The organism is Enterobacter huaxiensis (genome assembly GCF_003594935.2).
Classification (GTDB): Bacteria; Pseudomonadota; Gammaproteobacteria; order Enterobacterales; family Enterobacteriaceae; genus Enterobacter; species Enterobacter huaxiensis.
In genome coordinates, this window is record NZ_CP043342.1 from 491,353 (window position 1) to 516,805 (window position 25,453).

The window sequence follows — 25,453 nt, forward strand, 5'->3', positions numbered from 1 at the left end:
TATGGGTATCTTCTCCATCGCCAGCCAGCACCTCCGCTTCGCCGTGAAGCTGGCGTGCGCCATTGTGCTGGCGCTGTTTGTTGGCTTTCACTTCCAGCTTGAAACACCCCGCTGGGCGGTGCTGACGGCCGCCATCGTCGCGGCTGGCCCCGCGTTTGCTGCGGGCGGCGAACCCTATTCTGGCGCCATCCGCTACCGTGGGATGCTGCGTATTGTCGGGACGTTTATTGGCTGTATCGCCGCGCTCACCATCATTATTTTGATGATCCGCACGCCGCTGCTGATGCTCATGGTCTGCTGCATCTGGGCCGGGTTCTGTACCTGGGTCTCCTCGCTGGTGAAAGTGGAGAACTCCTATGCCTGGGGGCTGGCTGGCTATACCGCGCTGATCATTGTCATCACTATTCAGACCGAGCCGCTGCTTGCCCCGCAGTTTGCCGTCGAACGCTGCAGCGAAATTGTGATTGGTATCGTCTGCGCGATTGTGGCGGATTTGCTGTTCTCGCCGCGATCCATCAAGCAGGAGGTCGATCGTGAACTCGATGCGCTCATTGTTGCTCAGTACCAGTTGATGCAGCAGTGCATTGCGCATGGTGACAGTGAAGAGGTCGACAAGGCCTGGAGCGGCCTGGTGCGCCGCACGCAGGCGCTGGAAGGAATGCGAAGCAACCTCAACATGGAATCTTCGCGTTGGACCCGCGCCAACCGCCGCCTTAAAGCGCTCAACACCGTCTCCTTAACGCTGATCACCCAGGCGTGTGAAACCTATCTGATTCAGAATACGCGTCCGGAAGTGGTCACTGATACCTTCCGCGAGCTGTTTGCCGAGCCTGTTGAAACGGTGCAGGACGTGCACAGGCAGCTTAAGCGTATGCGCCGGGTGATCGCGTGGACGGGCGAGCGCGACACCCCTGTGACAATCTACACCTGGGTAGGCGCCGCGACGCGTTACCTGCTGCTGAAGCGCGGTGTGATTAGCAATACCAAAATCAGCGCGGCAGAAGAAGAGGTGCTGCAGGGTGAGGTGGTGATCAAGGCGGAATCGGCTGAACGCCATCATGCGATGGTTAACTTCTGGCGCACGACGCTGGCCTGTATGCTCGGCACGCTGTTCTGGCTGTGGACCGGCTGGACGTCCGGCAGCGGCGCGATGGTGATGATTGCCGTTGTGACCGCGCTGGCGATGCGTTTGCCCAACCCGCGCATGGTCGCCGTCGACTTCCTGTACGGAACGATAGCCGCGCTACCGCTGGGTGCCTTCTATTTTCTGGTCATTCTACCGTCGACGCAGCAGAGCATGCTGTTGCTCTGTATCAGCCTGGCGGTCATGGCGTTCTTTATCGGGATAGAGGTGCAAAAGCGCCGTCTGGGATCGCTGGGCGCCCTCGCGAGTACCATCAATATCCTGGTGCTGGATAACCCCATGACGTTTCACTTCAGCCAGTTCCTCGACAGTGCGTTAGGGCAGCTGGTGGGCTGTTTCCTGGCGATGATGGTTATCCTGCTGGTGCGCGATAACTCGCAGGCACGTACCGGCCGCGTACTGCTGAATCAGTTTGTATCGGCTGCCGTATCGTCCCTGACGACCAACACCGCGCGCCGCAAAGAGAACCATCTTCCCGCGCTGTATCAGCAGCTGTTTTTACTGCTGAACAAATTCCCGGGGGATATCGCGAAGTTCCGTCTGGCGTTAACGATGATCATTGCCCACCAGCGTCTGCGAAATGCGCCAGTGCCGATCAATGACGATCTCTCTGCGTATCACCGCAAACTGCGGCATACCGCTGACCATGTGATCGCCGCCTCCAGCGATGACAAGCGGCGTCGTTACTTTACGCAGCTGCTGGAAGAGCTGGATGTCTACCAGGAAAAGCTGAAGACCTGGGAAGCGCCGCCGCAGGTGACCGAGCCGGTAGGCCGGCTGGTCTTTATGCTGCATCGCTATCAAAACGCCCTCACCGATAGCTGAGGAATGTCAAAAACCGACGCCAGAAGCGTCGGTTTTTTTGTGGCTATACTTATTTCTGCAGGCTCTAACATTCAGAAAGGGAGGACACATGACTACCCAGGCTCTTCAGGACCATATTCTTTTTCAGAACGGATATCTGGTTAACGGCATCTGGAAAACGCTCGACACGACGTTTGATGTCCTAAACCCGGCCACGGGCGAGACGATCGCAAAGGTGGCGAAGGCCGGTAAAGCCGAAACCGAAGAGGCCATTGCCGCCGCGACCAATGCCTTTCCCGCATGGCGTGCTAAAACCGCTAAAGAGCGTTCGGCGATCCTCTACCGCTGGTATGAGCTGATTATCGAAAATAAAAGCTGGCTTGGGCGGCTAATGACCACCGAGCAAGGTAAACCTCTGAAAGAAGCCGAGGGCGAAGTTGAATACGCGGCGAGCTTTATTCAGTGGTTTGCCGAACAGGCCAAGCGTGCCAACGGCGAGATCATTCCGCCGATCAAACCCGGCTCCCGCATTCTGGCTACCCGTGAACCTGTCGGGGTCGTTGCTGCCATTACGCCGTGGAACTTCCCGATGGCGATGCTCACCCGCAAGCTTGGCCCGGCACTGGCTGCCGGCTGCACGGGGGTCATTAAACCCGCGAACAACACGCCGCTCAGCGCCTTCGCGCTGCTGACGCTGGCGAAACAGGCCGGCGTACCGGATGGCGTCCTCAACGCGGTGGCGGGCAATACCCAGGAAATCAGCGACGCCATCATGGCCAGCCGCGACGTGCGTAAAATCTCATTTACCGGGTCAACCTCCGTGGGCAAAACGCTGGTGCGCAATGCTGCAGAGACAATGAAAAAAGTCTCGATGGAGCTGGGAGGAAACGCTCCGTATATCGTCTTTGAAGACGCGGATATTGATGCCGCTGTTAAAGGGGCGATTGCCAACAAATTCCGCAATGCCGGACAGGTATGCGTCAGCGTTAACCGCTTTTATATTCAGGAAACGGTTTACGACAAGTTTGTGAATCAGCTGGCTGATGCGGTGAAGGCGCTGAAAGTCGGCAACGGGCTGGAGGAGGGCGTGGTGGTTGGCCCGCTGATTGAATCTTCGGCCGTCGATAAAGTGCGTGAGCATGTTGACGATGCCGTTGCCAAAGGCGCGACCGTGCTTGCCGGAGGCGAACCGCACTCGCTTGGCGGCAACTTCTGGACGCCAACGGTGCTGGGCGACTGCCACGAAGGCATGAAGCTGGCGGAAGAAGAAACCTTTGGCCCCGTTGCCGCCTGCTTCCGCTTCACCTCGGAAGATGAGGTGATTATGCGCGCCAATAATACGCCTTTCGGGCTGGCGGCCTACTTCTATACGCAAAACCTGTCGCGCGTATTCCGCGTCTCGCAGGCCATTGAGAGCGGGATGATTGGTATCAACGAGTGTGCGGTATCAACGGAGCTGGGGCCATTTGGCGGGGTGAAAGAGTCCGGGCTGGGCCGCGAAGGTTCTGTACTGGGGCTGGACGAGTTTCTGGAAGTCAAAACCCTGCATATCGGGGGATTATAAAAGACGGGGTGGCAGGCAATGAAAATCTATACCTTTGATTTTGACGAGATCGACAGTCAGGAAGACTTCTATCGCGAATTTATTCGGGTGTTCAACCTGGATCAGAAAAGCGTGACTAACCTTGATACGCTGTGGGATGTCGTTACCGGTAGCCAACTGCCGTTACCGCTGGAGATCGAGTTTACCCATTTGCCTGAAAAGCTTCGCAGACGTTTTGGCGCGCTGATTCTGTTATTTGATGAAGCAGAAGAAGAGCTGGAAGGGCAGTTGCGTTTTAACGCGCGGCCGACATAAAAAAAGCCCCTGACCGGGAGGTCAGGGGCAAGTCGTATAATGAAATACGACGAGGGTTTATTTGTACAGTTCAGCTGTAGCGTGCCAGTGGTCACCCTGATTCAGTTCGGTGACGCGGTAGCTGCTGGCCCCTGCTTTTTCAGCTTTAGCCGCCAGTTCCTGACGGATGTCCATCGGAGAACCGGTAACGGATGTTACGGATACACTGCCCATAGGCTGTAGATTCTGCGCCTGGTCAGCATTCACCTGCGAAACGGCTGCGCTCGCGCCGAAAGAGAGAACGGATGCCAGGCCGAGGGTTGCGATGATAAGTTTGGTTTTCATAGTCTTTGCTCCTGAAAATTTACAACTCAACGGCGAGAAGGGTTGAACCGCTATTTTTATGCCTGGTGCCGTTGAGGGGTTACGTTTGGGTATAGCTAAAACTTATTTGTACAGTTCGGCGGTAGCGTGCCAGTGGTCACCGGTACGCGCTTCAATGATGCGATAAGATGACGCACCCTGTTCTTCCGCTTTCTTGTTCAGCATCTCGTGCATATCCATCGGTGACGTACCGATCGCACCTACAGATACCGTACCGATTGCCTGACGCGACTGTGCCTGATCGGCGTTGATGGAATCCGCTGCGAAAGCACCGAATGACAGGACGGACAGAACGCTCAGCGCTGCTACAGTAGTTTTGATTTTCATGATTCTTTACCTCGTCGAATTTTTTAGTGGGGTCTTGTTTCGTGACCCTCATCACAAAATCAAGTATACACTAATCACGCTAAAAATTAATACCAGACTAATTGTTTCGCTGGTAATTACGTGTTAACGGAACTATTTTTTATAACCAAAATGCATATAAATGATCATTTTATCGTCACATTTATAGGCTATGTCTAAATAAATCATATGGATATGAGACTTTGATTTTTTGTGCGATTTGCGGGTTTCGCATTCACCAAATGAATGTTAATGAGTAGTAAATAGCACTATTTGTCAAAGGAAGGAGCAGTGGAAAAAAGGGAGAAGTGCAGTGGGGGCAGAACAATCCCCGCAGCCGTATGCTACGGGGAGGGGGATTACAGTTCCTGTTCGAACAGAACCAGAATCGCTTCGTAGAGATCTTTTACGGAGAAACCGTTCGCCGGAGTGGTAAAGATGGTGTCATCCCCGGCGATAGTGCCGAGAATACCTTCTGCTTTACCCAGGGAGTCAAGCAGGCGGGCAATCAGCTGCGCGGCACCTGGACTCGTGTGGATCACGACAACCGCGTCGTTGTAGTCGATATCCAGAACCAGATTCTTCAGCGGGCTGGAGGTGGTCGGCACGCCAAGTTCAGCTGGCAGGCAATAGACCATTTCCATTTTGGCGTTACGGGTACGCACCGCGCCAAACTTGGTTAACATGCGGGAGACTTTCGACTGGTTAATGTTTTCGAAGCCTTGTTCCTGCAACGCCTGAACAATTTCTCCCTGAGAACTGAATTTCTCTTCTTTGAGTAGCGCTTTAAACGCTTTCACTAATTCTTCTTGCTTAGACGAGCTTCGCATAAGTCACCCGGAATATGACGATAGAAACAACATTATTATGCATGTGGATGAATTTTTATGCAAATTATCTACCAGGCGGTAGGCTGAAATAATGTTATGAAAGGGAGTGATTTTATCAGATTTCGTTATCGGAAAACATGCCTGGCTCACGCGACGCAAATAAGCCTAAAAGTAAATTAAATGTTATCAAAATGATGTTGTTTTGGTGGCTGGGCAGGGTGTATTGTAACCACCTCTTGATTCGTCACCCCCGGCTGGATGTTTACGAGGGTGAAAAGCGTGTGACCTCTAATTATTTAGCTACGAAAATTGTAATTATTTACCTGCTGAATTATGGTCGCCGCAACGGAGTTACAGATACTTAAGTTAACCATAATAAGGAGTTTAGGATGAAAGTCGCAGTCCTCGGCGCTGCTGGTGGTATCGGCCAGGCGCTTGCCCTACTACTGAAAACCCAACTGCCTTCAGGCTCAGAACTCTCCCTGTACGATATTGCTCCGGTAACCCCAGGCGTGGCGGTTGACCTGAGCCACATCCCAACGGCTGTGAAAATCAAAGGCTTCTCCGGTGAAGATGCGCGTCCTGCGCTGCAGGGTGCTGACGTTGTGCTGATTTCCGCAGGCGTGGCGCGTAAACCTGGTATGGATCGTTCCGACCTGTTTAACGTCAACGCAGGCATCGTGAAAAACCTGGTGCAGCAGATCGCTGAAACCAGCCCGAAAGCCTGCATCGGCATCATTACCAACCCGGTGAACACCACCGTTGCTATCGCAGCTGAAGTGCTGAAGAAAGCCGGTGTTTACGACAAGAACAAACTGTTCGGCGTGACCACGCTGGATATCATCCGCTCCAACACCTTCGTGGCCGAGCTGAAAGGCAAGCTGCCAACTGAGGTTGAAGTGCCTGTTATCGGTGGTCACTCTGGCGTGACGATCCTGCCTCTGCTTTCGCAGATCCCAGGCGTGAGCTTCACCGAGCAGGAAGTGGCCGACCTGACTAAACGCATCCAGAACGCGGGTACCGAAGTGGTCGAAGCGAAGGCGGGTGGCGGTTCAGCAACCCTGTCTATGGGCCAGGCGGCTGCACGTTTCGGTCTGTCTCTGGTTCGCGCTCTGCAGGGCGAGAAAGGCGTTGTTGAATGCGCTTACGTTGAAGGCGACGGCGAACACGCTCGCTTCTTCTCTCAGCCGCTGCTGCTGGGCAAAAACGGTGTTGAAGAGCGTCAGTCCATTGGCAAGCTGAGCGCGTTTGAACAAAACGCGATGGAAGGCATGCTGGATACGCTGAAGAAAGATATCACTCTGGGCGAAGAGTTCGTTAACAAGTAAAACGTCCTCTCCCTTTGTAGGCCGGGTAAGCGTAAGCGCCACCCGGCAAAAAAAACCGAAGCACAGGCTTCGGTTTTTTTATACACATACACATCAGTTTGTCGCCGGGTATTCCTGGATCGTCACCTGAATCGTCAGCTTCTTATCGTTACGCATGACTTCGACAGGGATGATTGAACCCGGACGAATTTCGGCCACCTGGTCCATTGTCTCAAGTGCAGAGACAGCTGGCGTACCGTTGACCGACACGATGACGTCATTAACCTGAATACCCGCGTTAGCTGCCGGGCCGCCAGGCGACACTTCGTTAACCACAATTCCCTGGATCTGATCGATGCCGCCGCCCTGCGAGTGCATTGGGGCAATCTCGCGTCCACCGATACCAATGTAGCCACGGATCACGCGGCCATCGCGGATCAGCTTGTCCATAATCTTGGTGGCCAGCTGGAAGGGAATAGCAAAGCCAATCCCTTCCGGCGTCTCGCCGTCATTGCTTTTATCGAACGAGAGGGTGTTGATCCCCATCAGCTCGCCCAGCGAGTTGACCAGCGCGCCGCCGGAGTTACCGTGGTTGATCGACGCATCGGTCTGCAGGAAGTTCTGCCGCCCGGACGGATTCAGCCCGATTCGACCGGTAGCGCTGATGATCCCCTGAGTGATGGTTTGGCCCAGGTTATAGGGGTTACCGATAGCCAGTACCACGTCGCCAATGTGTGGCGTCCGCTTGCGGTTAATCGGGATGGTCGGCAGGCCGCCCGTAGCGTTAATTTTCAGCACCGCGAGATCTGTCAGGCTGTCGGAACCCACCAGTAAGGCCTCAAACACGCGACCGTCCTGTAAGGCGACGATAATCTGATCGGCATCGTTGATGACGTGCTTGTTGGTAATGATGTAGCCGCGATCGTCCATAATTACGCCGGAACCGAGCGTGCGGATCTCCAGCTGGTTATGCGCTGAGCTGTTAAGGCCGCGGTTATAGACGTTAACCACGGCGGGTGCGGCACGGCGTACAGCCTGATTATAGGTGGCTGGCGTTTCATCCGTGCTGTCAAACTGGGGAGCCGTCAGCTTGTTGAACTGGCGTAAAGACGGCATAGCCACTAACAGCAGGCCAGCAACAATCAAACCGATGGCAATGGAACGAAAGAGCTTTAAAAGCATGATGCGCGTATCGTTAAAAAAGGAACGGTTTGCAGCATAGCATGAGTTATCCGGACATCACACGCAGCGGCGATGTCCGGAGTCGCAAATGGTTAGCGCAGTAAGATATAGATAGATTCGTTGCCGCGCATTATCTGCAGGGCAATGACCGACGGTTTATTCTCCAGCACCTTGCGCATCTCTGCGATAGATTGCACGCGAGTACGGTTTACGCCGATGATAACGTCGTCCTGATGCAGTCCCGCCTGCGCGGCAGGGCTACTCTTCTCGACGGTGTCAACGGTAATGCCTTTGGTGCCGTCTTTGAGCTGGCCGTCACTCAGCGTTGCGCCTTGCAGCGTTGGGGCAATCAGCTCAGCGCTGGCAGAGGAAGAGGTACTCTTATCCAGCGTCACTTCGACGTCCATCGGCTTACCCTCGCGGATCAGGCCCAGCTTCACCTTAGCGCCCGGTTCCGTGGTGGCAATCCGCGAGCGTAATTCTGCGAAGCTGCTCAGCGGCTTATCGTTAAGGCTCACAATCACGTCACCGGATTTTACGCCTGCTTTAGCTGAACCCGAGTTTGGCAGCACTTCACTGACAAACGCGCCGCGCTGGACGTTGAGCTTGAACGCTTTGGCGATATCCGCGCTCATCTCCATTCCTTTGATACCCAGCAGACCACGTTTGACTTCACCAAACTGAATGAGCTGTTGAGACAGGGTTTTCGCCATATTGCTCGGAATGGCAAAGCCAATCCCGATGCTGCCGCCGCCGGGTGCGAGGATGGCGGTGTTAATGCCAATCAGCTCACCGTTCAGGTTTAGCAGCGCGCCGCCGGAGTTGCCGCGGTTGATCGACGCGTCGGTCTGAATAAAGTTTTCCAGCCCTTCGAGGTTCAGGCCGCTGCGCCCCAGGGCGGAGATAATGCCGGAGGTAGCCGTCTGGCCCAGACCGAACGGGTTTCCGACCGCAACGGCAAAATCACCGACCCGCAGGGCATCGGAGTCCGCTATCGTAATTTGCTTCAGGTTGCTTGGGTTTTGCACCTGCAGTAGCGCAATGTCGCTCTGGTCATCGCCGCCAATCAGTTTGGCGTCAAATTCGCGTCCGTCATTCAGCTGGATACTGATTTTATCCGCCTGGTTGATGACGTGGTTATTGGTCAGCACATAGCCCTTGGCGGCATCAATGATGACTCCTGAGCCCAGGCCTTCGAAAGGCTGGGCCTGCTGGTCGGGCGCGTCATCGCCAAAATATTTCTTCAGTTCTTCAGGCACGCGCTGGCTTTGCCGCGCTGTTCCTTCCACTTGGACGCTGACCACGGCAGGCAGCACTTTCTCAAGCATCGGTGCAAGGCTAGGAATGGCGGCTTGTCCCGGCACCTGCGAAGGCAGAGCCGCGCCGGCGGGGAAGGACGCCGAGAGAGATAACCCGACACTTAACGCTAAAGCGCTCAACAGCTGGTTTTTTTTCTTCATTGATGCTGACTCTCGTATCCTGGAATGAAAGAAGAACGGCCCCAAAAACATCCTGATGTTATTGAATTTTAAACCGCTGAACAATGAGGTGTTTGACTAAATAATAGCTGGGGACGGGAAGAAAGAACGGGCGCAAGAGATGCGCCCGTAAAATATATTCAGGTTGTGCGATTAATCGCGTTTTGCGCCACCGCGCAGCAGGCCGGATGCGCCGTCAGAATAGTCACGTGGCATCTGAACCGGAGCCTGATCGTTGCCGGCTTCAGAGTCTGCCAGACGGTTGCGGAACGGGTTGGTCTCCGCTGTCAATTCCGGCAGCAGGCTGCTTGAGCTTTTTGCCATGTGTTGATACAGCTGGCGATAATCCGTCGCCATGTTGTCCAGCAGCTCGGCGCTACGGGCAAAGTGGCTGACCAGCTCTTCGCGGTATTCTTCCAGCTCGGCCTTGTTTTTTTCCAGCTCATACTGCAGTGACTGCTGCTGACGCAATTTGCGGTTACCGAAACGCATGGCCACAGCACCGATGACGACGCCGACGACTAAACCGATTAGCGCATATTCCCAGGTCATGAACTTCTCCCGTTGTCTTGTTGTTCCGTAGGGTGTTGGCTCGGCTCCTGCCTGTGCCTGATATTGCCACTATAACCGCTATTTCCGCAGAAGTGGAATCCTGACGTATCATCGCGTAGGGTAGAACGGCCTTTTTTTCATCAGTCACGCCCGCTGGTGAGGTTTAACTGAAGGAATAACAACAAGATTATGCAAAATCTGTCCCCCGCATCGCGATATCAACATGCCCTGAATGAGGGTTCACATCAGCCTGATGACGTTCAGCGTGAGGCGGTTAATCGTCTGGATTCAATTTACCAGGCGCTTACCGCACAACCCGCAGAAGCCGTGCAAAGCGGAGGGCTGAAAGCGGCGTTCGGACGCTTGCTTGGCAAAAAAGAGCCGCAGGCCACCACTCCCGCTCGCGGCTTATATATGTGGGGCGGCGTTGGACGCGGTAAAACCTGGCTGATGGATATGTTCTATCAGAGCCTGCCGGGGACGCGGAAGCAGCGTCTGCATTTCCACCGCTTTATGTTACGCGTTCACGAGGAGCTGACGGCGCTGCAGGGTAAAAGCGATCCGCTGGAGATTGTGGCCGACCGCTTTAAGGCCGAAACGGACGTACTTTGCTTTGACGAATTTTTTGTTTCCGATATTACCGACGCTATGCTGCTGGGCGGGCTGATGAAAGCGCTGTTTGCGCGTGGCATCACCCTGGTGGCGACGTCAAACATTCCGCCGGACGATCTGTATCGCAATGGCCTGCAGCGCGCGCGTTTCCTGCCAGCCATTGATGCTATCAAACAGTACTGTGACATTATGAACGTTGATGCCGGCGTGGATTACCGTCTGCGCACGCTGACCCAGGCCCACCTGTGGCTTTCGCCGTTGAACGCTGAAACGACAAATCAGATGGATAAGCTGTGGCTGGCGCTGGCGGGTGCAAAACGTGAGAACGCCCCAGAGCTTGAAATCAACCATCGTTCATTACAGACGCTGGGCGTAGAGAACCAAACCCTGGCCGTCTCCTTTGCAACGCTTTGCGTGGATGCCCGCAGCCAGCACGACTACATTGCGCTTTCGCGACTGTTCCACACCGTGATGCTGCTGGATGTCCCGGTGATGACGCCCCTGATGGAGAGCGAAGCGCGGCGTTTTATCGCTCTGGTGGATGAATTTTATGAGCGCCACGTTAAGCTGGTGGTCAGTGCAGCCGTTCCTTTATATGAGGTGTACCAGGGCGAGCGGCTTAAATTTGAGTTCCAGCGCTGCCTGTCACGCCTGCAGGAGATGCAGAGCGAAGAGTACCTCAAGCGCGAGCATATGCCATAAATGCCCCCCTCTCCCCGTGGGAGAGGGGCCGGGGGTGAGGGCACCAGACCGCAAATACTTACCCCCCGAAAAACCCATTCCAAATCGCATTTAAGGGTCGATCTTTGACCTCAACTTCTCTATAATCTTGCGACCCCACGTTACGAGAAGGTTTTTTTCCCAAAACTTTCTATGTGTCGGCATTTGCTATTCGAAGGGGTAGGTTTGCCGGACTTTGTCGTGTGAGCCTCAACTGACTAAACGTTTGGGTGTTCACCAACGTGTAACTTATTTATTTGGGTAAGCTTTTAATGAAAACTTTTACAGCTAAACCAGAAACCGTACAGCGCGACTGGTATGTTGTTGACGCGACCGGTAAAACTCTGGGCCGTCTGGCTACTGAACTGGCTCGTCGCCTGCGCGGTAAGCACAAAGCGGAATACACTCCGCACGTTGATACCGGTGATTACATCATCGTTCTGAACGCTGATAAAGTTGCTGTAACCGGCAACAAGCGTACTGACAAAGTGTACTATCACCACACCGGCCACATCGGTGGTATCAAAGAAGCGACCTTTGAAGAGATGATTGCTCGCCGTCCTGAGCGTGTGATTGAAATCGCGGTTAAAGGCATGCTGCCAAAAGGCCCGCTGGGTCGTGCTATGTTCCGTAAACTGAAAGTTTACGCAGGCAACGAGCACAACCACGCGGCACAGCAACCGCAAGTTCTTGACATCTAATCGGGATTATAGGCAATGGCTGAAAATCAATACTACGGCACTGGTCGCCGCAAAAGTTCCGCAGCTCGCGTGTTCATCAAACCGGGCAGCGGTAAAATCGTAATCAACCAACGTTCTCTGGAACAGTACTTCGGTCGTGAAACTGCCCGCATGGTAGTTCGCCAGCCGCTGGAACTGGTTGATATGGTAGAAAAACTGGATCTGTACATCACCGTTAAAGGTGGTGGTATCTCCGGTCAGGCAGGTGCGATCCGTCACGGTATCACCCGCGCTCTGATGGAGTACGACGAATCCCTGCGTTCTGAACTGCGTAAAGCTGGCTTCGTTACTCGTGACGCGCGTCAGGTTGAACGTAAGAAAGTGGGTCTGCGTAAAGCACGTCGTCGTCCACAGTTCTCCAAGCGTTAATCATTTTCTGCTTATGCAGAACGATTGGCGAAAAACCCGCTTCGGCGGGTTTTTTTATGGATAATGTGCAGGTTATCCACAACATGAATTGATATATCTCCTCTTTTTCCACATTTCCAGAATCCCCTCACCCCAAAGCCATCAAAATCTGGTAAACTATCATCCAATTTTCTGCCCAAATATCGGTGAATACTCGATTTTTGTTCGATTCTTGAACAATGTGTCTTCTCTGGGATGGGCGATACTTCATCTGGCTGGCCCCGTTGGGCCGGTAGCAGTATATATTCTGAATATACCTGGAGGTTTTCATGGCTGTCGCTGCCAACAAACGTTCGGTAATGACGCTGTTTTCTGGTCCTACTGACATTTATAGCCATCAGGTTCGTATCGTGCTGGCCGAGAAGGGTGTCAGTTTTGAGATCGAGCATGTGGAAAAGGATAACCCACCTCAGGATCTGATCGATCTCAACCCGAGCCAGAGCGTACCAACGCTGGTGGATCGCGAGCTGACCCTGTGGGAATCCCGCATCATTATGGAATACCTGGATGAGCGTTTCCCGCATCCACCGCTTATGCCTGTTTACCCTGTTGCACGTGGCGAAAGCCGCCTGTACATGCAGCGTATCGAGAAAGACTGGTACACGCTGATGAACGTTATCGTGAACGGTTCCTCCTCTGAAGCAGATGCTGCGCGTAAACAGCTGCGTGAAGAGCTGCTGGCTATCGCGCCAGTCTTTGGTCAGAAGCCTTTCTTCCTGAGCGACGAGTTCAGCCTGGTCGATTGCTACCTGGCTCCGCTGCTGTGGCGTCTGCCTACGCTGGGCGTTGAGTTCAGCGGCCCGGGTGCAAAAGAGCTGAAGGGCTACATGACTCGCGTATTTGAACGCGACTCTTTCCTGGCATCTTTAACTGAACCGGAACGTGAAATGCGTCTCGGCCGAGGCTAATAACTGTGGAAATGTCACAACTTTCCCCACGCCGTCCGTATCTGCTGCGCGCCTTCTATGAATGGCTGCTGGATAACCAGCTCACGCCGCACCTGGTTGTGGATGTGACGTTGCCGGACGTGCTGGTTCCAATGGAATACGCACGTGACGGACAGATCGTGCTGAACATTGCACCGCGTGCGGTGGGTAACCTTGAACTGGCAAACGACGAAGTGCGCTTCAATGCGCGTTTCGGCGGCGTGCCGCGTCAGGTTTCTGTGCCGCTGGCTGCGGTACTGGCGATCTACGCCCGTGAAAACGGTGCGGGCACCATGTTCGAGCCGGAAGCGGCATATGACGAAGATGTTGCCAGCCTGAACGACGACGACGCAACCGATGAACGCGAAAGCGACACGGTCATGTCGCTCATCGATGGCGATAAACCCGATCACCAGGACGACAACGACCCTGACGACGATCCGCCACCGCGCGGCGGCCGTCCGGCGCTGCGCGTCGTGAAATAATCAAACAGGCCCATTGGGCCTGTTTTGCTTTCCGCCCCCTCTGATTTCCTGTGTTATGATGAATTGTTTTCCTTCTACGGCACCGGACTGCAATGAAACCGACTGATCTTAAAGCTGAAAACTCTGATGAAACCATTGGCCGCAGCCTGCGACGTCGTCCGCTGGCGCGCAAAAAGCTGTCTGACATGGTGGAAGAAGAGCTGGAGCAGATGATCCGCCGGAAGGAATTTGCTCAGGGAGAACAGCTGCCCTCCGAACGCGAGCTGATGGAATTTTTCAACGTCGGTCGCCCCTCCGTGCGGGAAGCGCTGGCGGCGTTAAAGCGTAAAGGACTGGTGCAGATCAACAACGGTGAACGCGCTCGCGTCACCATGCCCTCTGCCGATACCATCATCAGTGAACTTTCCGGCATGGCGAAAGATTTCCTCGCCCAGCCCGGCGGTATCGCCCATTTTGAACAGCTGCGCCTGTTTTTTGAATCCAGCCTCGTTCGTTTTGCCGCTGAATTTGCTACCGATGATCAAATCGATCTGCTGACAAAGGCGCTGGAGATTAACAGCCAGTCGCTTGATGATAATGCGCTGTTTATCCGATCCGACGTTGATTTCCACCGCGTGCTGGCGGAGATCCCCGGCAATCCGATCTTTAATGCGATCCACGTTGCGCTTCTCGACTGGCTGATTGCCGCACGCCCAACGGTACCGGATTCAGAGCTTTACCGGCATAACGAAGTCAGCTATCGCCAGCATATTGCGATCGTTGATGCGATCCGCCGCCGGGATCCGGATGAGGCCGATCGCGCGTTGCAAACCCACCTCAACAGCGTTTCTGCCACCTGGCACGCCTTCGGGCAGCACGCCAAACCCAAAAAATAACGATCCGCTTTTAGTGAAGCAGATCGCAATATAAGCGTTCTGTATTCCACTGCTGCTTAATTGATCTGGTATAACAGGTATAAAGGTATGTCGTTATAATAAACACACGATCGATTGAGGTAACTATGGCAACGCAATTACGCGGCGTAATGGCCGCACTCCTGACCCCGTTTAACTCTGAGCAGATGCTGGATAAAGAAAGCCTGCGCCGTCTGGTGCAATTCAATATTGAACAGGGTATCGACGGGCTGTATGTCGGCGGTTCAACGGGCGAGGCTTTTGTACAAAGCCTTTCGGAACGGGAGCAGGTTATGGAGATCGTAGCGGAAGAGGCGAAGGGGAAAATTACGCTCATCGCCCATGTTGGCTGCGTCAGTACGGCGGAAAGCCAGCATCTGGCATCGGCCGCCGCCCGCGCCGGCTTTGACGCCGTGTCCGCCGTCACACCGTTTTACTATCCGTTCAGCTTTGAAGAACATTGTGACCACTACCGTGCAATTATTGACTCCGCTGATGGTTTACCGATGGTGGTTTACAACATCCCGGCGCTGAGCGGCGTCAAGCTAACGCTGGAGCAGATCAACACCCTGGTGACGCTGCCGGGCGTTGGCGCGCTGAAGCAAACGTCTGGCGATCTCTTCCAGATGGAGCAGATCCGCCGCGCGCACCCGGATCTGGTGCTCTACAACGGCTATGACGAAATCTTCGCTTCCGGCCTGCTGGCGGGTGCTGACGGTGGGATCGGCAGCACCTACAACATTATGGGCTGGCGCTACCAGGCGATTGCGAAGGCAGTTCGGGAAGGGGATAACGCCACCGCGCAGCGCCTGCAAAGCGAGTGCAACAAGGTTATCGACCTGCTGATCAAAGCGGGCGTCTTCCGCGGGCTGAAAACGGTACTGCACTACATGGACGTAGTTTCCGTGCCGCTGTGCCGCAAGCCGTTCGCTCCTGTAGACAAGAAATTCGTGCCGGAACTGAAAGCCCTGGCAGAGCAGTTAATGGCGGAAAAACGCTAACGCATTGCCGGTTGGCGCATTGCGTATCCGGCCTACAGAAACGCGAAACGTAGGCCGGATTTGGTGCAGTCACCATCCGGCAAACGACAAAGAAATCGTCGGGAGAGTAAAATGAGTATGTCTACCCAAAGCATCCCGTGGTACCGCCATCTTAGTCGCCCGCAGTGGCGCGCGTTCTCAGCCGCCTGGCTGGGATATCTGCTCGATGGCTTTGATTTTGTCCTGATTGCCTTAGTTCTGACGGAAGTCAAAAGTGAGTTTGGCCTGACGACGGTAGAAGCCGCGAGCCTGATTTCCGCCGCCTTTATTTCACGCTGGTTCGGCGGCCTGCTGCTGGGCGCCATGGGCGATCGCTACGGCCGCAAACTGGCGATGATAGCCAGTATTGTCCTCTTCTCTTTCGGCACGCTGGCCTGCGGTTTTGCGCCGGGCTACGTCACCCTGTTTATCGCCAGAATGGTGATTGGTATGGGGATGGCGGGCGAATACGGCTCCAGCGCGACCTACGTCATCGAAAGCTGGCCGAAGCATCTGCGCAATAAGGCGAGCGGTTTCCTGATTTCCGGTTTCTCCGTCGGCGCAGTGATCGCCGCTCAGGTCTATAGCCTCGTGGTCCCCGTCTGGGGCTGGCGCGCGCTGTTCTTTATCGGCATTTTCCCCATCGTGTTTGCCCTGTGGCTGCGCAAAAACATTCCTGAAGCAGAGGACTGGAAAGCGAAGCACGAAGGCAAAGCCCCGGTGCGCACAATGGTCGATATTCTTTATCGCGGAAAATTCCGCGTAATCAATATCCTGATGACCCTCTTTGCCGGTACGGCGCTGTGGTTCTGCTTTGCGGGAGAACTCAATAACGCCGGGCTGGTGGTGATCCTTGGCCTGCTGTGCGCCATCGTCTTTATCAGCTTTATGGTGCAAAGCAGCGGCAAACGCTGGCCGACGGGCGTCACCCTGATGGTGGTCGTGCTGTTCGCCTTCCTCTATTCATGGCCGATTCAGGCCTTGCTTCCCACCTATCTCAAAACCGAGCTGGCGTACGATCCGTCGACGGTGGCTACGGTGCTGTTCTTTAGCGGATTCGGCGCGGCGGTGGGCTGCTGCGTCGGCGGCTTCCTCGGAGACTGGCTGGGGACGCGCAAGGCTTATGTCTGCAGCCTGCTGGCCTCACAGCTGCTGATTGTCCCTGTATTTGCGATCGGTGGCACAAATATCTGGGTGCTGGGCTTGCTACTCTTTTTCCAGCAGATGCTGGGGCAGGGGATCTCGGGGATCTTACCCAAGCTTATTGGCGGCTATTTCGATACCGACCAGCGCGCTGCCGGGCTGGGCTTCACTTACAACGTCGGCGCGCTGGGTGGGGCAATCGCCCCGGTGACTGGCGCGCTGCTGGCGCAAAGTATGGAGCTTGGCACGGCGCTCGGATCGCTCTCCTTTGGCCTGACGTTCGTTGTGATCCTGCTCATCGGCCTGGATATGCCCTCGCGCGTTCAGCGCTGGGTCAGGCCGGAAGCGCTGCGAACGCATGATGCCATCGACGGTAAGCCACTGAGCGGTGCCATCCCTTTAGGCGCGGGCAAAGGTAGCCCGATCAAACACAAAGGATAACCTGATGTCCATAATTGAAACGCTACGTCAGAAACACGCAATCAGCGGCGGGCTGATTGTCTCCTGCCAGCCGGTGCCGGGAAGCCCGCTGGACAGGCCTGAGATTGTAGCCGCGATGGCGCTGGCGGCTGAGCAGGCCAATGCCATGGCCGTGCGTATTGAAGGGATTGCAAATTTGCAGGCCGCGCGTCCGCTGCTCAGGATCCCAGTGATTGGCATTATCAAACGTGACCTGGCCGATTCGCCGGTGCGCATCACGCCGTTTATTGACGATGTTGATGCCCTGGCGCAGGCAGGGGCAGACATTATTGCTTTTGACGGCACCGACAGGCGCCGACCCGCCACGCGTGATGCCATTGTTGCACGGATCCACCATCACGGGCGGCTGGCGATGGCCGACTGCGCATCGCTGGAAGATGGCCTTTACTGCCAGCGGCTTGGCGCCGAATTTATCGGCTCAACGCTTTCCGGGTACCTGACGGCTGAGACGCCGAAAGAACCCGATCTGGCACTGGTGCGTGCGCTGAGTGAGGCGGGCTGCCGCGTGGTTGCCGAGGGGCGCTATAACTCGCCGGAACTGGCGGCGCAGGCCATGCGTCATGGGGCATGGGCCGTGACGGTTGGCTCTGCCATTACCCGTCTTGAGCACATCTGCCAGTGGTTCAGTGACGCGATGCGCGAGGTGCGAAATGACCACCCTGGCTATTGATATCGGCGGGACCAAGCTTGCAGCAGCCTGGGTTGACGGCCAGGTCATTACGGCACGTCGGGAGTGTCCGACGCCCGCCAGCCAGACGCCGCGGGCGCTGCAGGAGGCGCTACGTACGCTGATCGCACCCCTCGTGGCGCAGGCTGAGCAGGTCGCCGTGGCATCGACCGGGATCGTCCACAACGGCATTCTGACGTCCATCAACCCGTCCAATCTGGGCGGGCTGGCCCAGTTTCCGCTGGTGGAGTTTCTGTCGGCAATAACCGACCTGCCTGTGATGGCAATCAACGACGCGCAGGCCGCTGCCTGGGCCGAGTTTTGCGCGCTGCCGGATGAGGGCGATATGGTATTCCTGACGGTATCCACCGGCGTGGGCGGCGGCGTTGTGCTTAATGGAAAGCTCCAGAGGGGCAGCGGCGGGCTGGCCGGGCATCTGGGCCACACGTTGGCGGACCCAAAAGGCCCCCTGTGTGGCTGCGGGCGAAGAGGCTGCGTTGAAGCTATTGCTTCAGGGCGAGGTATTGCCGCTCAGGCGCAGGGCGAGCTGGCAGGGCTTGATGCGAAAACGATCTTTAGCCGGGACACCGCGCAGGCCCGCAAGCTGGTGGCAAATTCGGCACAAACGCTGGCGCGACTCATCGCTGACGCTAAAGCCATCACCGACTGTCAGGTTGTCGTAGTCGGCGGCAGCGTGGGGCTGGCGCAAGGGTATTTGCCGCTGGTGGCAGAGTATCTTTCACAGGAGCCCGATGTGTATCAGGTCTCACTTAGGGCGGCACACTACCGCCACGATGCCGGGCTGCTGGGTGCGGCGCTGTTAGCACAAGGAGACGCACTATGATGATGGGAGAGCTGCGGTCGCTGGCGTCGTCGGGCCTGCCCGCCGTACTGGTGAATGCCCTCACGCTGGCCGTTGCCGCCCGGCCGCAGGACAAAGCGCCAGGCCATTATGAACTGCAGGGTGATGATGTCTTTATGAACGTCATGCAGTTTGCCACGCAAGGACCGGAGCAAAAGAAGGCTGAACTGCACGCGCAGTATATTGATATCCAGCTGCTGTTAGCCGGGGAGGAGCGCATTCTCTTTGGCGTTGCGGGTTCCGCGCGTGAGTGCGGGGAGATGCACAGCGCTGAGGATTACCAGCTTTGCAGCCGCATCGAAGGGCAACAGTCGGTAGTGCTAAAACCGGGGATGTTCGTGGTGTTTATGCCCGGAGAGCCGCACAAACCGGGGTGTGCTGTGGGAATCGAAGGAGAGATTAAAAAGGCCGTCGTGAAAGTGCGCGCCAGTCTGATAAGCGCATAAAATAAGCCGGATGGGTATCCATCCGGCTTATTGCTTAGACTTCCAGGTAGTTCAGAATGCCGTCAGCCGCTTTACGCCCTTCGGCAATCGCCGTCACCACCAGGTCGGAGCCGCGAACGATATCGCCACCGGCGAAGATTTTCGGGTTGCTGGTCTGGAACGCGTTATCGCTGCCTTCTGGCGCAATCACGCGGCCCTGCGAATCCAGCTCAACGCTGTGCTTCGCCAGCCACTCCATGCTGTGAGGACGGAAACCGAACGCCATCACTACGGCATCGGCCGGGATCACATGTTCAGAGCCTGCCACGATTTCCGCACGACGACGGCCTTTCGCATCCGGCGCGCCCATCTCCGTGCGCGCCATTTTCACGCCGCTCACTTTGCCGTTGGCATTCACTTCCACGCCCAGAGGCTGGATGTTGAACTGAAACTCCACGCCCTCTTCACGCGCGTTTTTCACTTCGCGCTTAGAGCCCGGCATGTTTTCTTCATCGCGACGGTAGGCACAGATAACGTGCGCCGCGTTCTGACGAATAGAAGTGCGTACGCAGTCCATCGCGGTATCACCGCCGCCCAGCACCACCACGCGTTTACCTTCCATGCTGACGAAAGGCTCTTCAGCGGTTTCGCCGTAGCCCATAATCTGCTTGGTGTTGGCAATCAGGAACGGCAGGGCGTCAAACACGCCCGGTGCGTCTTCGTTCTCCAGACCGCCGCGCATGGACTGATAGGTGCCCACGCCGAGGAACACGGCGTCGTAATCCTTCAGCAGGTCGTCGAGCTGCACGTCGCGGCCCACTTCCACGTTCAGTTTGAACTCAATGCCCATGCCGGTGAAGATTTCACGGCGACGGGTCATGACCTCTTTTTCCAGCTTGAAGGCCGGGATACCGAAGGTCAGCAGACCGCCGATTTCCGGATGACGGTCAAAGACTACCGCCTTCACGCCGTTGCGGGTCAGGACATCCGCACAGGCCAGGCCCGCCGGGCCTGCACCGATGATCGCCACGCGCTTGTCGGTTTGACGCACGCCGGTCATATCCGGACGCCAGCCCATTTCGAAGGCTTTATCGTTGATATAGCGCTCGATGTTGCCGATGGTCACCGCGCCAAACTCGTCGTTCAGCGTACAGGAACCTTCACACAGACGGTCCTGAGGACACACGCGGCCGCACACTTCCGGCAGGGTGTTGGTCTGGTGAGACAGCTCGGCGGCTTCAAAAATACGCCCTTCATTGGCCAGCTTCAGCCAGTTCGGGATGTAGTTGTGTACCGGACATTTCCATTCGCAGTATGGGTTACCGCAGGACAGGCAGCGGTCTGCCTGCGCTTTGGCCTGGCCTTCTGAAAACGGCTCGTAGATTTCAACAAATTCAATTTTGCGGATCTTCAGCGGTTTCTTTGGCGGATCAACACGCTGCAGGTCGATAAACTGGTATACGTTCTGGCTCATCTGAATTCCTTACTGCGCCTGCACGCGCAGCTCTGCTGCGCTACGACTACGGTGACCCAACAGGGCTTTAACATCGCTGGACTTCGGCTTAACCAGCGCGAATTTCGCTGAGAACGCCGGCCAGTTCGCCAGGATCTCTTCGCCGCGCGAAGAACCGGTATGCTGCACGTGCTCGGTAATCAAGCCGCGCAGGTGTTCTTCATGGATAGCCAGCGTTTCAACGTCCAGCACTTCCACCAGCTCCGGGTTCACGCGTTTGCGGAACTCACCGTCTTCGTCCAGGACGTACGCAAAACCGCCCGTCATGCCCGCGCCGAAGTTCACGCCGGTTTTACCCATTACGCAAACAATCCCGCCCGTCATGTATTCACAACCGTTATCGCCAATGCCTTCCACCACGGTGATAGCACCGGAGTTACGCACCGCAAAACGCTCGCCCGCGCGGCCCGCCGCGAACAGGCGACCGCCGGTCGCACCGTACAGGCAGGTGTTACCGATGATGCTCGCCTCGTGGCTGCGGAAGGCTGAGCCGACCGGAGGACGCACCGCCAGCAGACCGCCCGCCATGCCTTTGCCGACGTAGTCGTTGGCATCGCCGGTCAGGTACAGCTCAACGCCGCCGGCGTTCCACACGCCGAAGCTCTGACCCGCGGTACCGCTGAAGTGCGCGGTAATCGGGTCCGCTGCCAGCCCCTGGTCACCGTGCGTTTGCGCGATGTAGCCGGAGAGCGACGCGCCCACGGAACGGTCGGTGTTGCGGATATCAAACCAGAACGTTTTGCTCTGCTTCTCGTCCACGTAGCTTTTCGCCTGCTGCAGCAGCTGCGCGTTCAGCACGCCGTTGTCGAACGGCGGGTTCTTCTCGGTACAGAACACCGCTTTGCCAGGGTGCGGCTGGGCGGTTTCCAGCAGCTTAGACAGCTCAAGCTTCTGCTGCTTCGCCGTGAAGCCTTCCAGCTCTTTCAGCAGGTCGGTACGGCCAATCAGGTCTACCAGGCGTTTCACGCCCAGCTGCGCCATCAGCTCGCGAGTTTCGCGGGCGATGAAGTCAAAGTAGTTGGTCACTTTGAACGGCAGACCGTGATAGTGGTTCTTACGCAGCTTCTCGTCCTGGGTAGCAACGCCTGTTGCGCAGTTGTTCAGGTGGCAAATACGCAGGTATTTACAGCCCAAGGCAACCATCGGGCCGGTACCGAAGCCGAAGCTTTCCGCGCCGAGGATCGCCGCTTTAATGATGTCGAGGCCGGTTTTCAGACCACCGTCCACCTGCAGGCGGATCTTGTGGCGCAGGCCGTTAGCCACCAGCGCCTGCTGGGTTTCCACCAGCCCAAGCTCCCACGGGCAGCCCGCGTATTTCACGGAGGAGAGCGGGCTTGCGCCGGTACCGCCGTCGTAACCGGCGATGGTGATCAGATCCGCATAGGCTTTCGCCACGCCGGTGGCGATGGTGCCTACGCCCGGTTCGGAAACCAACTTCACGGAGATCATTGCCTTTGGGTTGACCTGCTTCAGGTCAAAAATCAGCTGCGCCAGGTCCTCGATAGAGTAAATATCGTGGTGCGGCGGCGGGGAGATCAGCGTTACGCCCGGCACCGAATAGCGCAGTTTGGCGATGTACGGGGTGACTTTATCACCCGGCAGCTGACCGCCTTCGCCCGGTTTAGCACCCTGAGCGACTTTAATCTGAATCACGTCGGCGTTGACCAGGTACGCTGGCGTGACGCCAAAGCGACCGGATGCCACCTGCTTGATACGGGACACTTTGTTGGTGCCGTAACGCGCAGGGTCTTCACCGCCTTCGCCGGAGTTGGAGTTGCCGCCGATGCTGTTCATGGCTTCCGCCAGCGCTTCGTGGGCTTCCGGGCTCAGCGCGCCGATAGACATTGCCGCCGTGTCGAAGCGTTTGAACAGTTCAGTGGCTGGCTCAACGTCGTCGATGCTGACAGCCTCATCGCCCGGGTTGACCGCCAGCAGATCGCGCAGCGTCGCGGCAGGGCGGTTGTTCACCAGCTCAGCGTACTGCTGATAATCACCGTATTCGCCGCTCTGAACCGCCTGCTGCAGCGTGCGCACCACGTCCGGGTTGTAGGCGTGGTATTCACCACCGTGGACGTATTTCAGCAGACCGCCCTGATCCAGCGGCTTACGTGCCAGCCAGGCGCGTTTCGACAGGTTCACCAGATCCTGCTGGAAGTCAGCAAAACCGGCCCCGCCGATGCGGCTGATCACGCCCTGGAAGCAGAGGTTAGCCACGTCATCATGCAGGCCGACCGCTTCAAACAGCTTCGAGCAGCGGTAGGAGGCGATGGTCGAGATGCCCATTTTGGACATGATCTTGTACAGGCCTTTGTTGATGCCGTTACGGTAGTTCAGCATCACCGCGCGGTAGTCTTTATCGATCGCGCGGGTATCGACCAGGCGTGCGAGCGTTTCGTAGGCCAGGTACGGGTAGATTGCCGTCGCACCGAAGCCTAACAGCACGGCAAAGTGGTGCGGGTCGCGGGCGCTTGCGGTTTCAACAATGATGTTGGCGTCGCAGCGCAGGCTCTTGTCGACCAGACGCGTCTGGATAGCGCCAACCGCCATGGGGGCAGGTACCGGCAGACGGTTTTTCGCGATATTACGGTCGGACAGCACCAGCAGAACGGTACCGTTACGCACCATCTGTTCGGCTTTGTCACACAGCGCGCTCACCGTCTCTTCGAGGGTCGCTTCGGTCACGTCGAACGTAATGTCGAGCGTGTCGGCGCGGTAGTGCTCCTCTTTCATGGTGGTGAGCTGCTTGAAATCAGAATACAGCAGGATCGGCGATTTAAAGGTCAGACGGTGCGCCTGGCCTTCGGCTTCGCAGAAGACGTTCATCTCACGGCCGATGCTGGTCGCCAGCGACATCACGTGCGCTTCACGCAGCGGATCGATTGGCGGGTTGGTCACCTGCGCAAACTGCTGACGGAAGTAGTCGTAAATAATGCGCGGCTGGCTGGAGAGCACGGCAAACGGGGTATCGTCACCCATTGAGCCGACCGCTTCCTGACCGTTTTCACCGAGCACGCGGATTACCGAGTCCAGCTCTTCCGCACTGTAGTTAAACTGTTTCTGGAAGCTTGCGAGCGTGTCGTCGTCCATTTCGCGGCTGCCGACCTCTTCGTCCGGCAGATCTTCGAACGGCACCAGACGACGGACGTTTTTCTCCATCCACTCTTTGTACGGATGGCGGCTTTTCAGGTCGTTATCGGTTTCCGCGGAGTGTAGAATACGCCCGCCACGGGTGTCGATAACCATCAGCTCGCCCGGACCAACGCGGCCTTTCTCAACCACTTCGTCAGGCTGGTAATCCCAGATACCGACCTCAGAGGCGCAGGTGATGAGCTTGTCTTTGGTGATGACGTAGCGCGCCGGACGCAGACCGTTACGGTCCAGATTACAGGCGGCAAAACGGCCGTCGGACATCACGATGCCCGCCGGGCCATCCCACGGCTCCATGTGCATGGAGTTAAAGTCGAAGAACGAACGCAGCTCGGGGTCCATATCCGGATTGTTCTGCCAGGCCGGCGGCACGAGCAGACGCATGGCGCGAACGATATCCATCCCGCCTGCCAGCAGCAGTTCCAGCATGTTATCCATTGAGCTGGAGTCTGAGCCGGTTTCGTTCACGAACGGCGCGGCGTCGTGCAGGTCTGGGATCAGCGGGGTCTGGAACTTATAGGTACGGGCGCGGGCCCACTGGCGGTTACCGGTGATGGTGTTGATCTCGCCGTTGTGCGCCAGGTAGCGGAACGGCTGAGCCAGCGGCCAGCGTGGAACGGTGTTGGTGGAGAAGCGCTGGTGGAACAGGCAAATGGCCGATTCCAGACGCAGATCCGCCAGGTCAAGGTAGAAGCGCGGCAGGTCAGCCGGCATACACAGACCTTTATAGATGTTCACCAGGTTAGAGAGGCTACAGACGTAGAACTCTTTATCGTCCTGGAGACGTTTTTCAATGCGGCGACGGGCGATAAACAGACGGCGCTCCATATCGCGCGGACGCCAGCCCGCAGGCGCATTAACAAAAATTTGTTCGATACGAGGCAGCGAGGAGAGGGCGATTTCACCGAGCACCCCTTCGTTGGTTGGCACATCGCGCCAGCCGACAATAGACAGGGTTTCACGCTGAAGTTCTTCTTCGACGATGCGGCGTGAGGCGGCAGCTTTTTCAGGATCCTGGTTCAGGAACAGCATACCGACAGCGTAGTTTTTGGCTAAACGCCAGCCGCGCTCTTCCGCCACGATGCGGAAGAAACGATCCGGTTTTTGTAGCAGCAGACCGCAACCGTCGCCGGTTTTACCATCAGCCAGGATGGCGCCACGGTGCTGCATACGGGCCAGTGCGTGAATAGCAGTACGCACTACCTTGTGGCTAGGTTCGCCTTCTATGTGGGCGATCAGGCCGAAACCACAGTTATCCTTCTCAAGGGATTTATCGTACAACATATCAGTGAACCTCCCCAGGCTCGTCGGGCTTCCCACTGAACTTAACCGTGGCGCACAGGCACAGAAAGAGCATGGCGACGGGGTTTGCGTTTCATACGCGTACCTCGCATTCGCCCTCTTAATATCCTTTTCGCGCAGGTAAACAAGTTTGAGGACTTGCTTCAGAGGGAATCTCAATTACTGCATAAATATGATGAGCAGGCTGCTCATCCAGAAAGCTTCCAGCGGATTTCCAACTTATCGGGAATTGGTACACAGGTCAAATG

Annotated in this window: 23 protein-coding genes; 15 read left to right on the forward strand and 8 right to left on the reverse strand. The window is 56.4% G+C overall.

The features are described 5' to 3' along the window. Nucleotide 1: 1 nt before the first annotated feature. From aaeB to D5067_RS02415, 3 genes are all read left to right on the forward strand, one after another. Nucleotides 2-1,969, forward strand: coding sequence for a p-hydroxybenzoic acid efflux pump subunit AaeB (aaeB, locus tag D5067_RS02405; protein ID WP_119936782.1), 1,968 nt, complete (start codon nt 2-4; stop codon nt 1,967-1,969). A gap of 88 nt (nt 1,970-2,057) precedes the next feature. Further along, on the forward strand, nt 2,058-3,512 hold the full coding sequence (locus D5067_RS02410; protein WP_119936783.1) for an NAD-dependent succinate-semialdehyde dehydrogenase: 1,455 nt from the start codon (nt 2,058-2,060) through the stop codon (nt 3,510-3,512). Between the two features lie 18 nt (nt 3,513-3,530). Further along, the gene (locus D5067_RS02415; protein ID WP_119936784.1) at nt 3,531-3,806 is read left to right on the forward strand and encodes a barstar family protein; all 276 of its coding nucleotides are present in this window, start codon (nt 3,531-3,533) and stop codon (nt 3,804-3,806) included. A gap of 57 nt (nt 3,807-3,863) precedes the next feature. On the opposite strand, the gene yhcN (D5067_RS02420) is transcribed toward D5067_RS02415, so the two are convergent. The 3 genes from yhcN (D5067_RS02420) to argR form a co-directional block, all read right to left on the reverse strand. Beyond that, a complete protein-coding gene (gene yhcN / locus D5067_RS02420) occupies nt 3,864-4,130 on the reverse strand; it encodes a peroxide/acid stress response protein YhcN (RefSeq protein WP_119936785.1) in 267 nt (88 codons plus the stop codon). A gap of 102 nt (nt 4,131-4,232) precedes the next feature. Beyond that, on the reverse strand, nt 4,233-4,496 hold the full coding sequence (yhcN, locus tag D5067_RS02425; protein ID WP_119936786.1) for a peroxide/acid stress response protein YhcN: 264 nt from the start codon (nt 4,494-4,496) through the stop codon (nt 4,233-4,235). 377 nt (nt 4,497-4,873) lie between these two features. Further along, a complete protein-coding gene (argR, locus tag D5067_RS02430; protein WP_010436133.1) occupies nt 4,874-5,344 on the reverse strand; it encodes a transcriptional regulator ArgR in 471 nt (156 codons plus the stop codon). Nucleotides 5,345-5,733: 389 nt separating this feature from the next. Between argR and mdh the strand changes: the two genes are divergently transcribed. After that, complete coding sequence (gene mdh, locus D5067_RS02435; RefSeq protein WP_119936787.1) at nt 5,734-6,672, forward strand: malate dehydrogenase; 939 nt, start codon at nt 5,734-5,736, stop codon at nt 6,670-6,672. 93 nt (nt 6,673-6,765) lie between these two features. Here the strand turns inward: mdh and degS are convergent, their stop codons facing one another. From degS to zapG, 3 genes are all read right to left on the reverse strand, one after another. Continuing rightward, nucleotides 6,766-7,833 carry an outer membrane-stress sensor serine endopeptidase DegS gene (gene degS / locus D5067_RS02440; RefSeq protein WP_119936788.1) on the reverse strand — a complete coding sequence of 356 codons (1,068 nt, stop codon included), beginning with the start codon at nt 7,831-7,833 and terminating at the stop codon, nt 6,766-6,768. A gap of 92 nt (nt 7,834-7,925) precedes the next feature. Beyond that, nucleotides 7,926-9,293, reverse strand: coding sequence for a serine endoprotease DegQ (gene degQ / locus D5067_RS02445; RefSeq protein WP_119936789.1), 1,368 nt, complete (start codon nt 9,291-9,293; stop codon nt 7,926-7,928). 171 nt (nt 9,294-9,464) lie between these two features. Next, nucleotides 9,465-9,863, reverse strand: a complete 399-nt coding sequence (gene zapG, locus D5067_RS02450) for a Z-ring associated protein ZapG (protein WP_119936790.1) — start codon at nt 9,861-9,863, stop codon at nt 9,465-9,467. A gap of 189 nt (nt 9,864-10,052) precedes the next feature. Here zapG and zapE point away from each other — a divergent pair, with 189 nt between their 5' ends. The 11 genes from zapE (at nt 10,053) to nanQ (ending at nt 19,264) form a co-directional block, all read left to right on the forward strand. Continuing rightward, on the forward strand, nt 10,053-11,177 hold the full coding sequence (gene zapE, locus D5067_RS02455) for a cell division protein ZapE (protein WP_119936791.1): 1,125 nt from the start codon (nt 10,053-10,055) through the stop codon (nt 11,175-11,177). 290 nt (nt 11,178-11,467) lie between these two features. Beyond that, on the forward strand, nt 11,468-11,896 hold the full coding sequence (rplM, locus tag D5067_RS02460) for a 50S ribosomal protein L13 (protein ID WP_006178824.1): 429 nt from the start codon (nt 11,468-11,470) through the stop codon (nt 11,894-11,896). A gap of 15 nt (nt 11,897-11,911) precedes the next feature. Next, on the forward strand, nt 11,912-12,304 hold the full coding sequence (gene rpsI / locus D5067_RS02465) for a 30S ribosomal protein S9 (RefSeq protein WP_003860436.1): 393 nt from the start codon (nt 11,912-11,914) through the stop codon (nt 12,302-12,304). Nucleotides 12,305-12,612: 308 nt separating this feature from the next. Further along, a complete protein-coding gene (gene sspA, locus D5067_RS02470; RefSeq protein ID WP_014071978.1) occupies nt 12,613-13,251 on the forward strand; it encodes a stringent starvation protein SspA in 639 nt (212 codons plus the stop codon). 5 nt (nt 13,252-13,256) lie between these two features. After that, nucleotides 13,257-13,754, forward strand: a complete 498-nt coding sequence (sspB, locus tag D5067_RS02475; RefSeq protein ID WP_119936792.1) for a ClpXP protease specificity-enhancing factor — start codon at nt 13,257-13,259, stop codon at nt 13,752-13,754. Nucleotides 13,755-13,846: 92 nt separating this feature from the next. Further along, a complete protein-coding gene (gene nanR / locus D5067_RS02480; protein WP_119936793.1) occupies nt 13,847-14,629 on the forward strand; it encodes a transcriptional regulator NanR in 783 nt (260 codons plus the stop codon). Between the two features lie 125 nt (nt 14,630-14,754). Next, a complete protein-coding gene (gene nanA, locus D5067_RS02485; RefSeq protein ID WP_119936794.1) occupies nt 14,755-15,648 on the forward strand; it encodes an N-acetylneuraminate lyase in 894 nt (297 codons plus the stop codon). Nucleotides 15,649-15,759: 111 nt separating this feature from the next. Then, complete coding sequence (locus D5067_RS02490) at nt 15,760-17,250, forward strand: MFS transporter (protein ID WP_119936795.1); 1,491 nt, start codon at nt 15,760-15,762, stop codon at nt 17,248-17,250. 4 nt (nt 17,251-17,254) lie between these two features. Next, complete coding sequence (locus D5067_RS02495; RefSeq protein ID WP_119936796.1) at nt 17,255-17,959, forward strand: N-acetylmannosamine-6-phosphate 2-epimerase; 705 nt, start codon at nt 17,255-17,257, stop codon at nt 17,957-17,959. Then, nucleotides 17,940-18,800 carry an N-acetylmannosamine kinase gene (gene nanK / locus D5067_RS02500; RefSeq protein ID WP_119936797.1) on the forward strand — a complete coding sequence of 287 codons (861 nt, stop codon included), beginning with the start codon at nt 17,940-17,942 and terminating at the stop codon, nt 18,798-18,800. The genes D5067_RS02495 and nanK overlap by 20 nt, the downstream gene beginning before the upstream one ends. Continuing rightward, nucleotides 18,797-19,264: an N-acetylneuraminate anomerase gene (nanQ, locus tag D5067_RS02505; protein ID WP_119936798.1), complete on the forward strand. Its 468-nt coding sequence runs from the start codon at nt 18,797-18,799 to the stop codon at nt 19,262-19,264. The genes nanK and nanQ overlap by 4 nt, the downstream gene beginning before the upstream one ends. 34 nt (nt 19,265-19,298) lie before the next feature. Here the strand turns inward: nanQ and D5067_RS02510 are convergent, their stop codons facing one another. Further along, nucleotides 19,299-20,717, reverse strand: coding sequence for a glutamate synthase small subunit (locus D5067_RS02510; protein ID WP_119936799.1), 1,419 nt, complete (start codon nt 20,715-20,717; stop codon nt 19,299-19,301). A gap of 9 nt (nt 20,718-20,726) precedes the next feature. Further along, complete coding sequence (gene gltB / locus D5067_RS02515) at nt 20,727-25,187, reverse strand: glutamate synthase large subunit (protein WP_119936800.1); 4,461 nt, start codon at nt 25,185-25,187, stop codon at nt 20,727-20,729. Nucleotides 25,188-25,453 lie beyond the last annotated feature (266 nt).

Bases quoted from the DNA above. Each gene is read 5' to 3' on its own strand.
- rpsI (WP_003860436.1), top strand. From the start codon at position 11,912: ATGGCTGAAAATCAATACTACGGCACTGGTCGCCGCAAAAGTTCCGCA.
- nanR (WP_119936793.1), top strand. From the start codon at position 13,847: ATGAAACCGACTGATCTTAAAGCTGAAAACTCTGATGAAACCATTGGC.
- D5067_RS02510 (WP_119936799.1), bottom strand. From the start codon at position 20,717: ATGAGCCAGAACGTATACCAGTTTATCGACCTGCAGCGTGTTGATCCG.
- nanA (WP_119936794.1), top strand. From the start codon at position 14,755: ATGGCAACGCAATTACGCGGCGTAATGGCCGCACTCCTGACCCCGTTT.
- yhcN (WP_119936786.1), bottom strand. From the start codon at position 4,496: ATGAAAATCAAAACTACTGTAGCAGCGCTGAGCGTTCTGTCCGTCCTG.
- argR (WP_010436133.1), bottom strand. From the start codon at position 5,344: ATGCGAAGCTCGTCTAAGCAAGAAGAATTAGTGAAAGCGTTTAAAGCG.
- D5067_RS02490 (WP_119936795.1), top strand. From the start codon at position 15,760: ATGAGTATGTCTACCCAAAGCATCCCGTGGTACCGCCATCTTAGTCGC.
- D5067_RS02410 (WP_119936783.1), top strand. From the start codon at position 2,058: ATGACTACCCAGGCTCTTCAGGACCATATTCTTTTTCAGAACGGATAT.
- sspA (WP_014071978.1), top strand. From the start codon at position 12,613: ATGGCTGTCGCTGCCAACAAACGTTCGGTAATGACGCTGTTTTCTGGT.
- gltB (WP_119936800.1), bottom strand. From the start codon at position 25,187: ATGTTGTACGATAAATCCCTTGAGAAGGATAACTGTGGTTTCGGCCTG.
- D5067_RS02495 (WP_119936796.1), top strand. From the start codon at position 17,255: ATGTCCATAATTGAAACGCTACGTCAGAAACACGCAATCAGCGGCGGG.
- rplM (WP_006178824.1), top strand. From the start codon at position 11,468: ATGAAAACTTTTACAGCTAAACCAGAAACCGTACAGCGCGACTGGTAT.
- degQ (WP_119936789.1), bottom strand. From the start codon at position 9,293: ATGAAGAAAAAAAACCAGCTGTTGAGCGCTTTAGCGTTAAGTGTCGGG.
- zapG (WP_119936790.1), bottom strand. From the start codon at position 9,863: ATGACCTGGGAATATGCGCTAATCGGTTTAGTCGTCGGCGTCGTCATC.
- D5067_RS02415 (WP_119936784.1), top strand. From the start codon at position 3,531: ATGAAAATCTATACCTTTGATTTTGACGAGATCGACAGTCAGGAAGAC.
- aaeB (WP_119936782.1), top strand. From the start codon at position 2: ATGGGTATCTTCTCCATCGCCAGCCAGCACCTCCGCTTCGCCGTGAAG.
- zapE (WP_119936791.1), top strand. From the start codon at position 10,053: ATGCAAAATCTGTCCCCCGCATCGCGATATCAACATGCCCTGAATGAG.
- nanK (WP_119936797.1), top strand. From the start codon at position 17,940: ATGACCACCCTGGCTATTGATATCGGCGGGACCAAGCTTGCAGCAGCC.
- nanQ (WP_119936798.1), top strand. From the start codon at position 18,797: ATGATGATGGGAGAGCTGCGGTCGCTGGCGTCGTCGGGCCTGCCCGCC.
- degS (WP_119936788.1), bottom strand. From the start codon at position 7,833: ATGCTTTTAAAGCTCTTTCGTTCCATTGCCATCGGTTTGATTGTTGCT.
- mdh (WP_119936787.1), top strand. From the start codon at position 5,734: ATGAAAGTCGCAGTCCTCGGCGCTGCTGGTGGTATCGGCCAGGCGCTT.
- yhcN (WP_119936785.1), bottom strand. From the start codon at position 4,130: ATGAAAACCAAACTTATCATCGCAACCCTCGGCCTGGCATCCGTTCTC.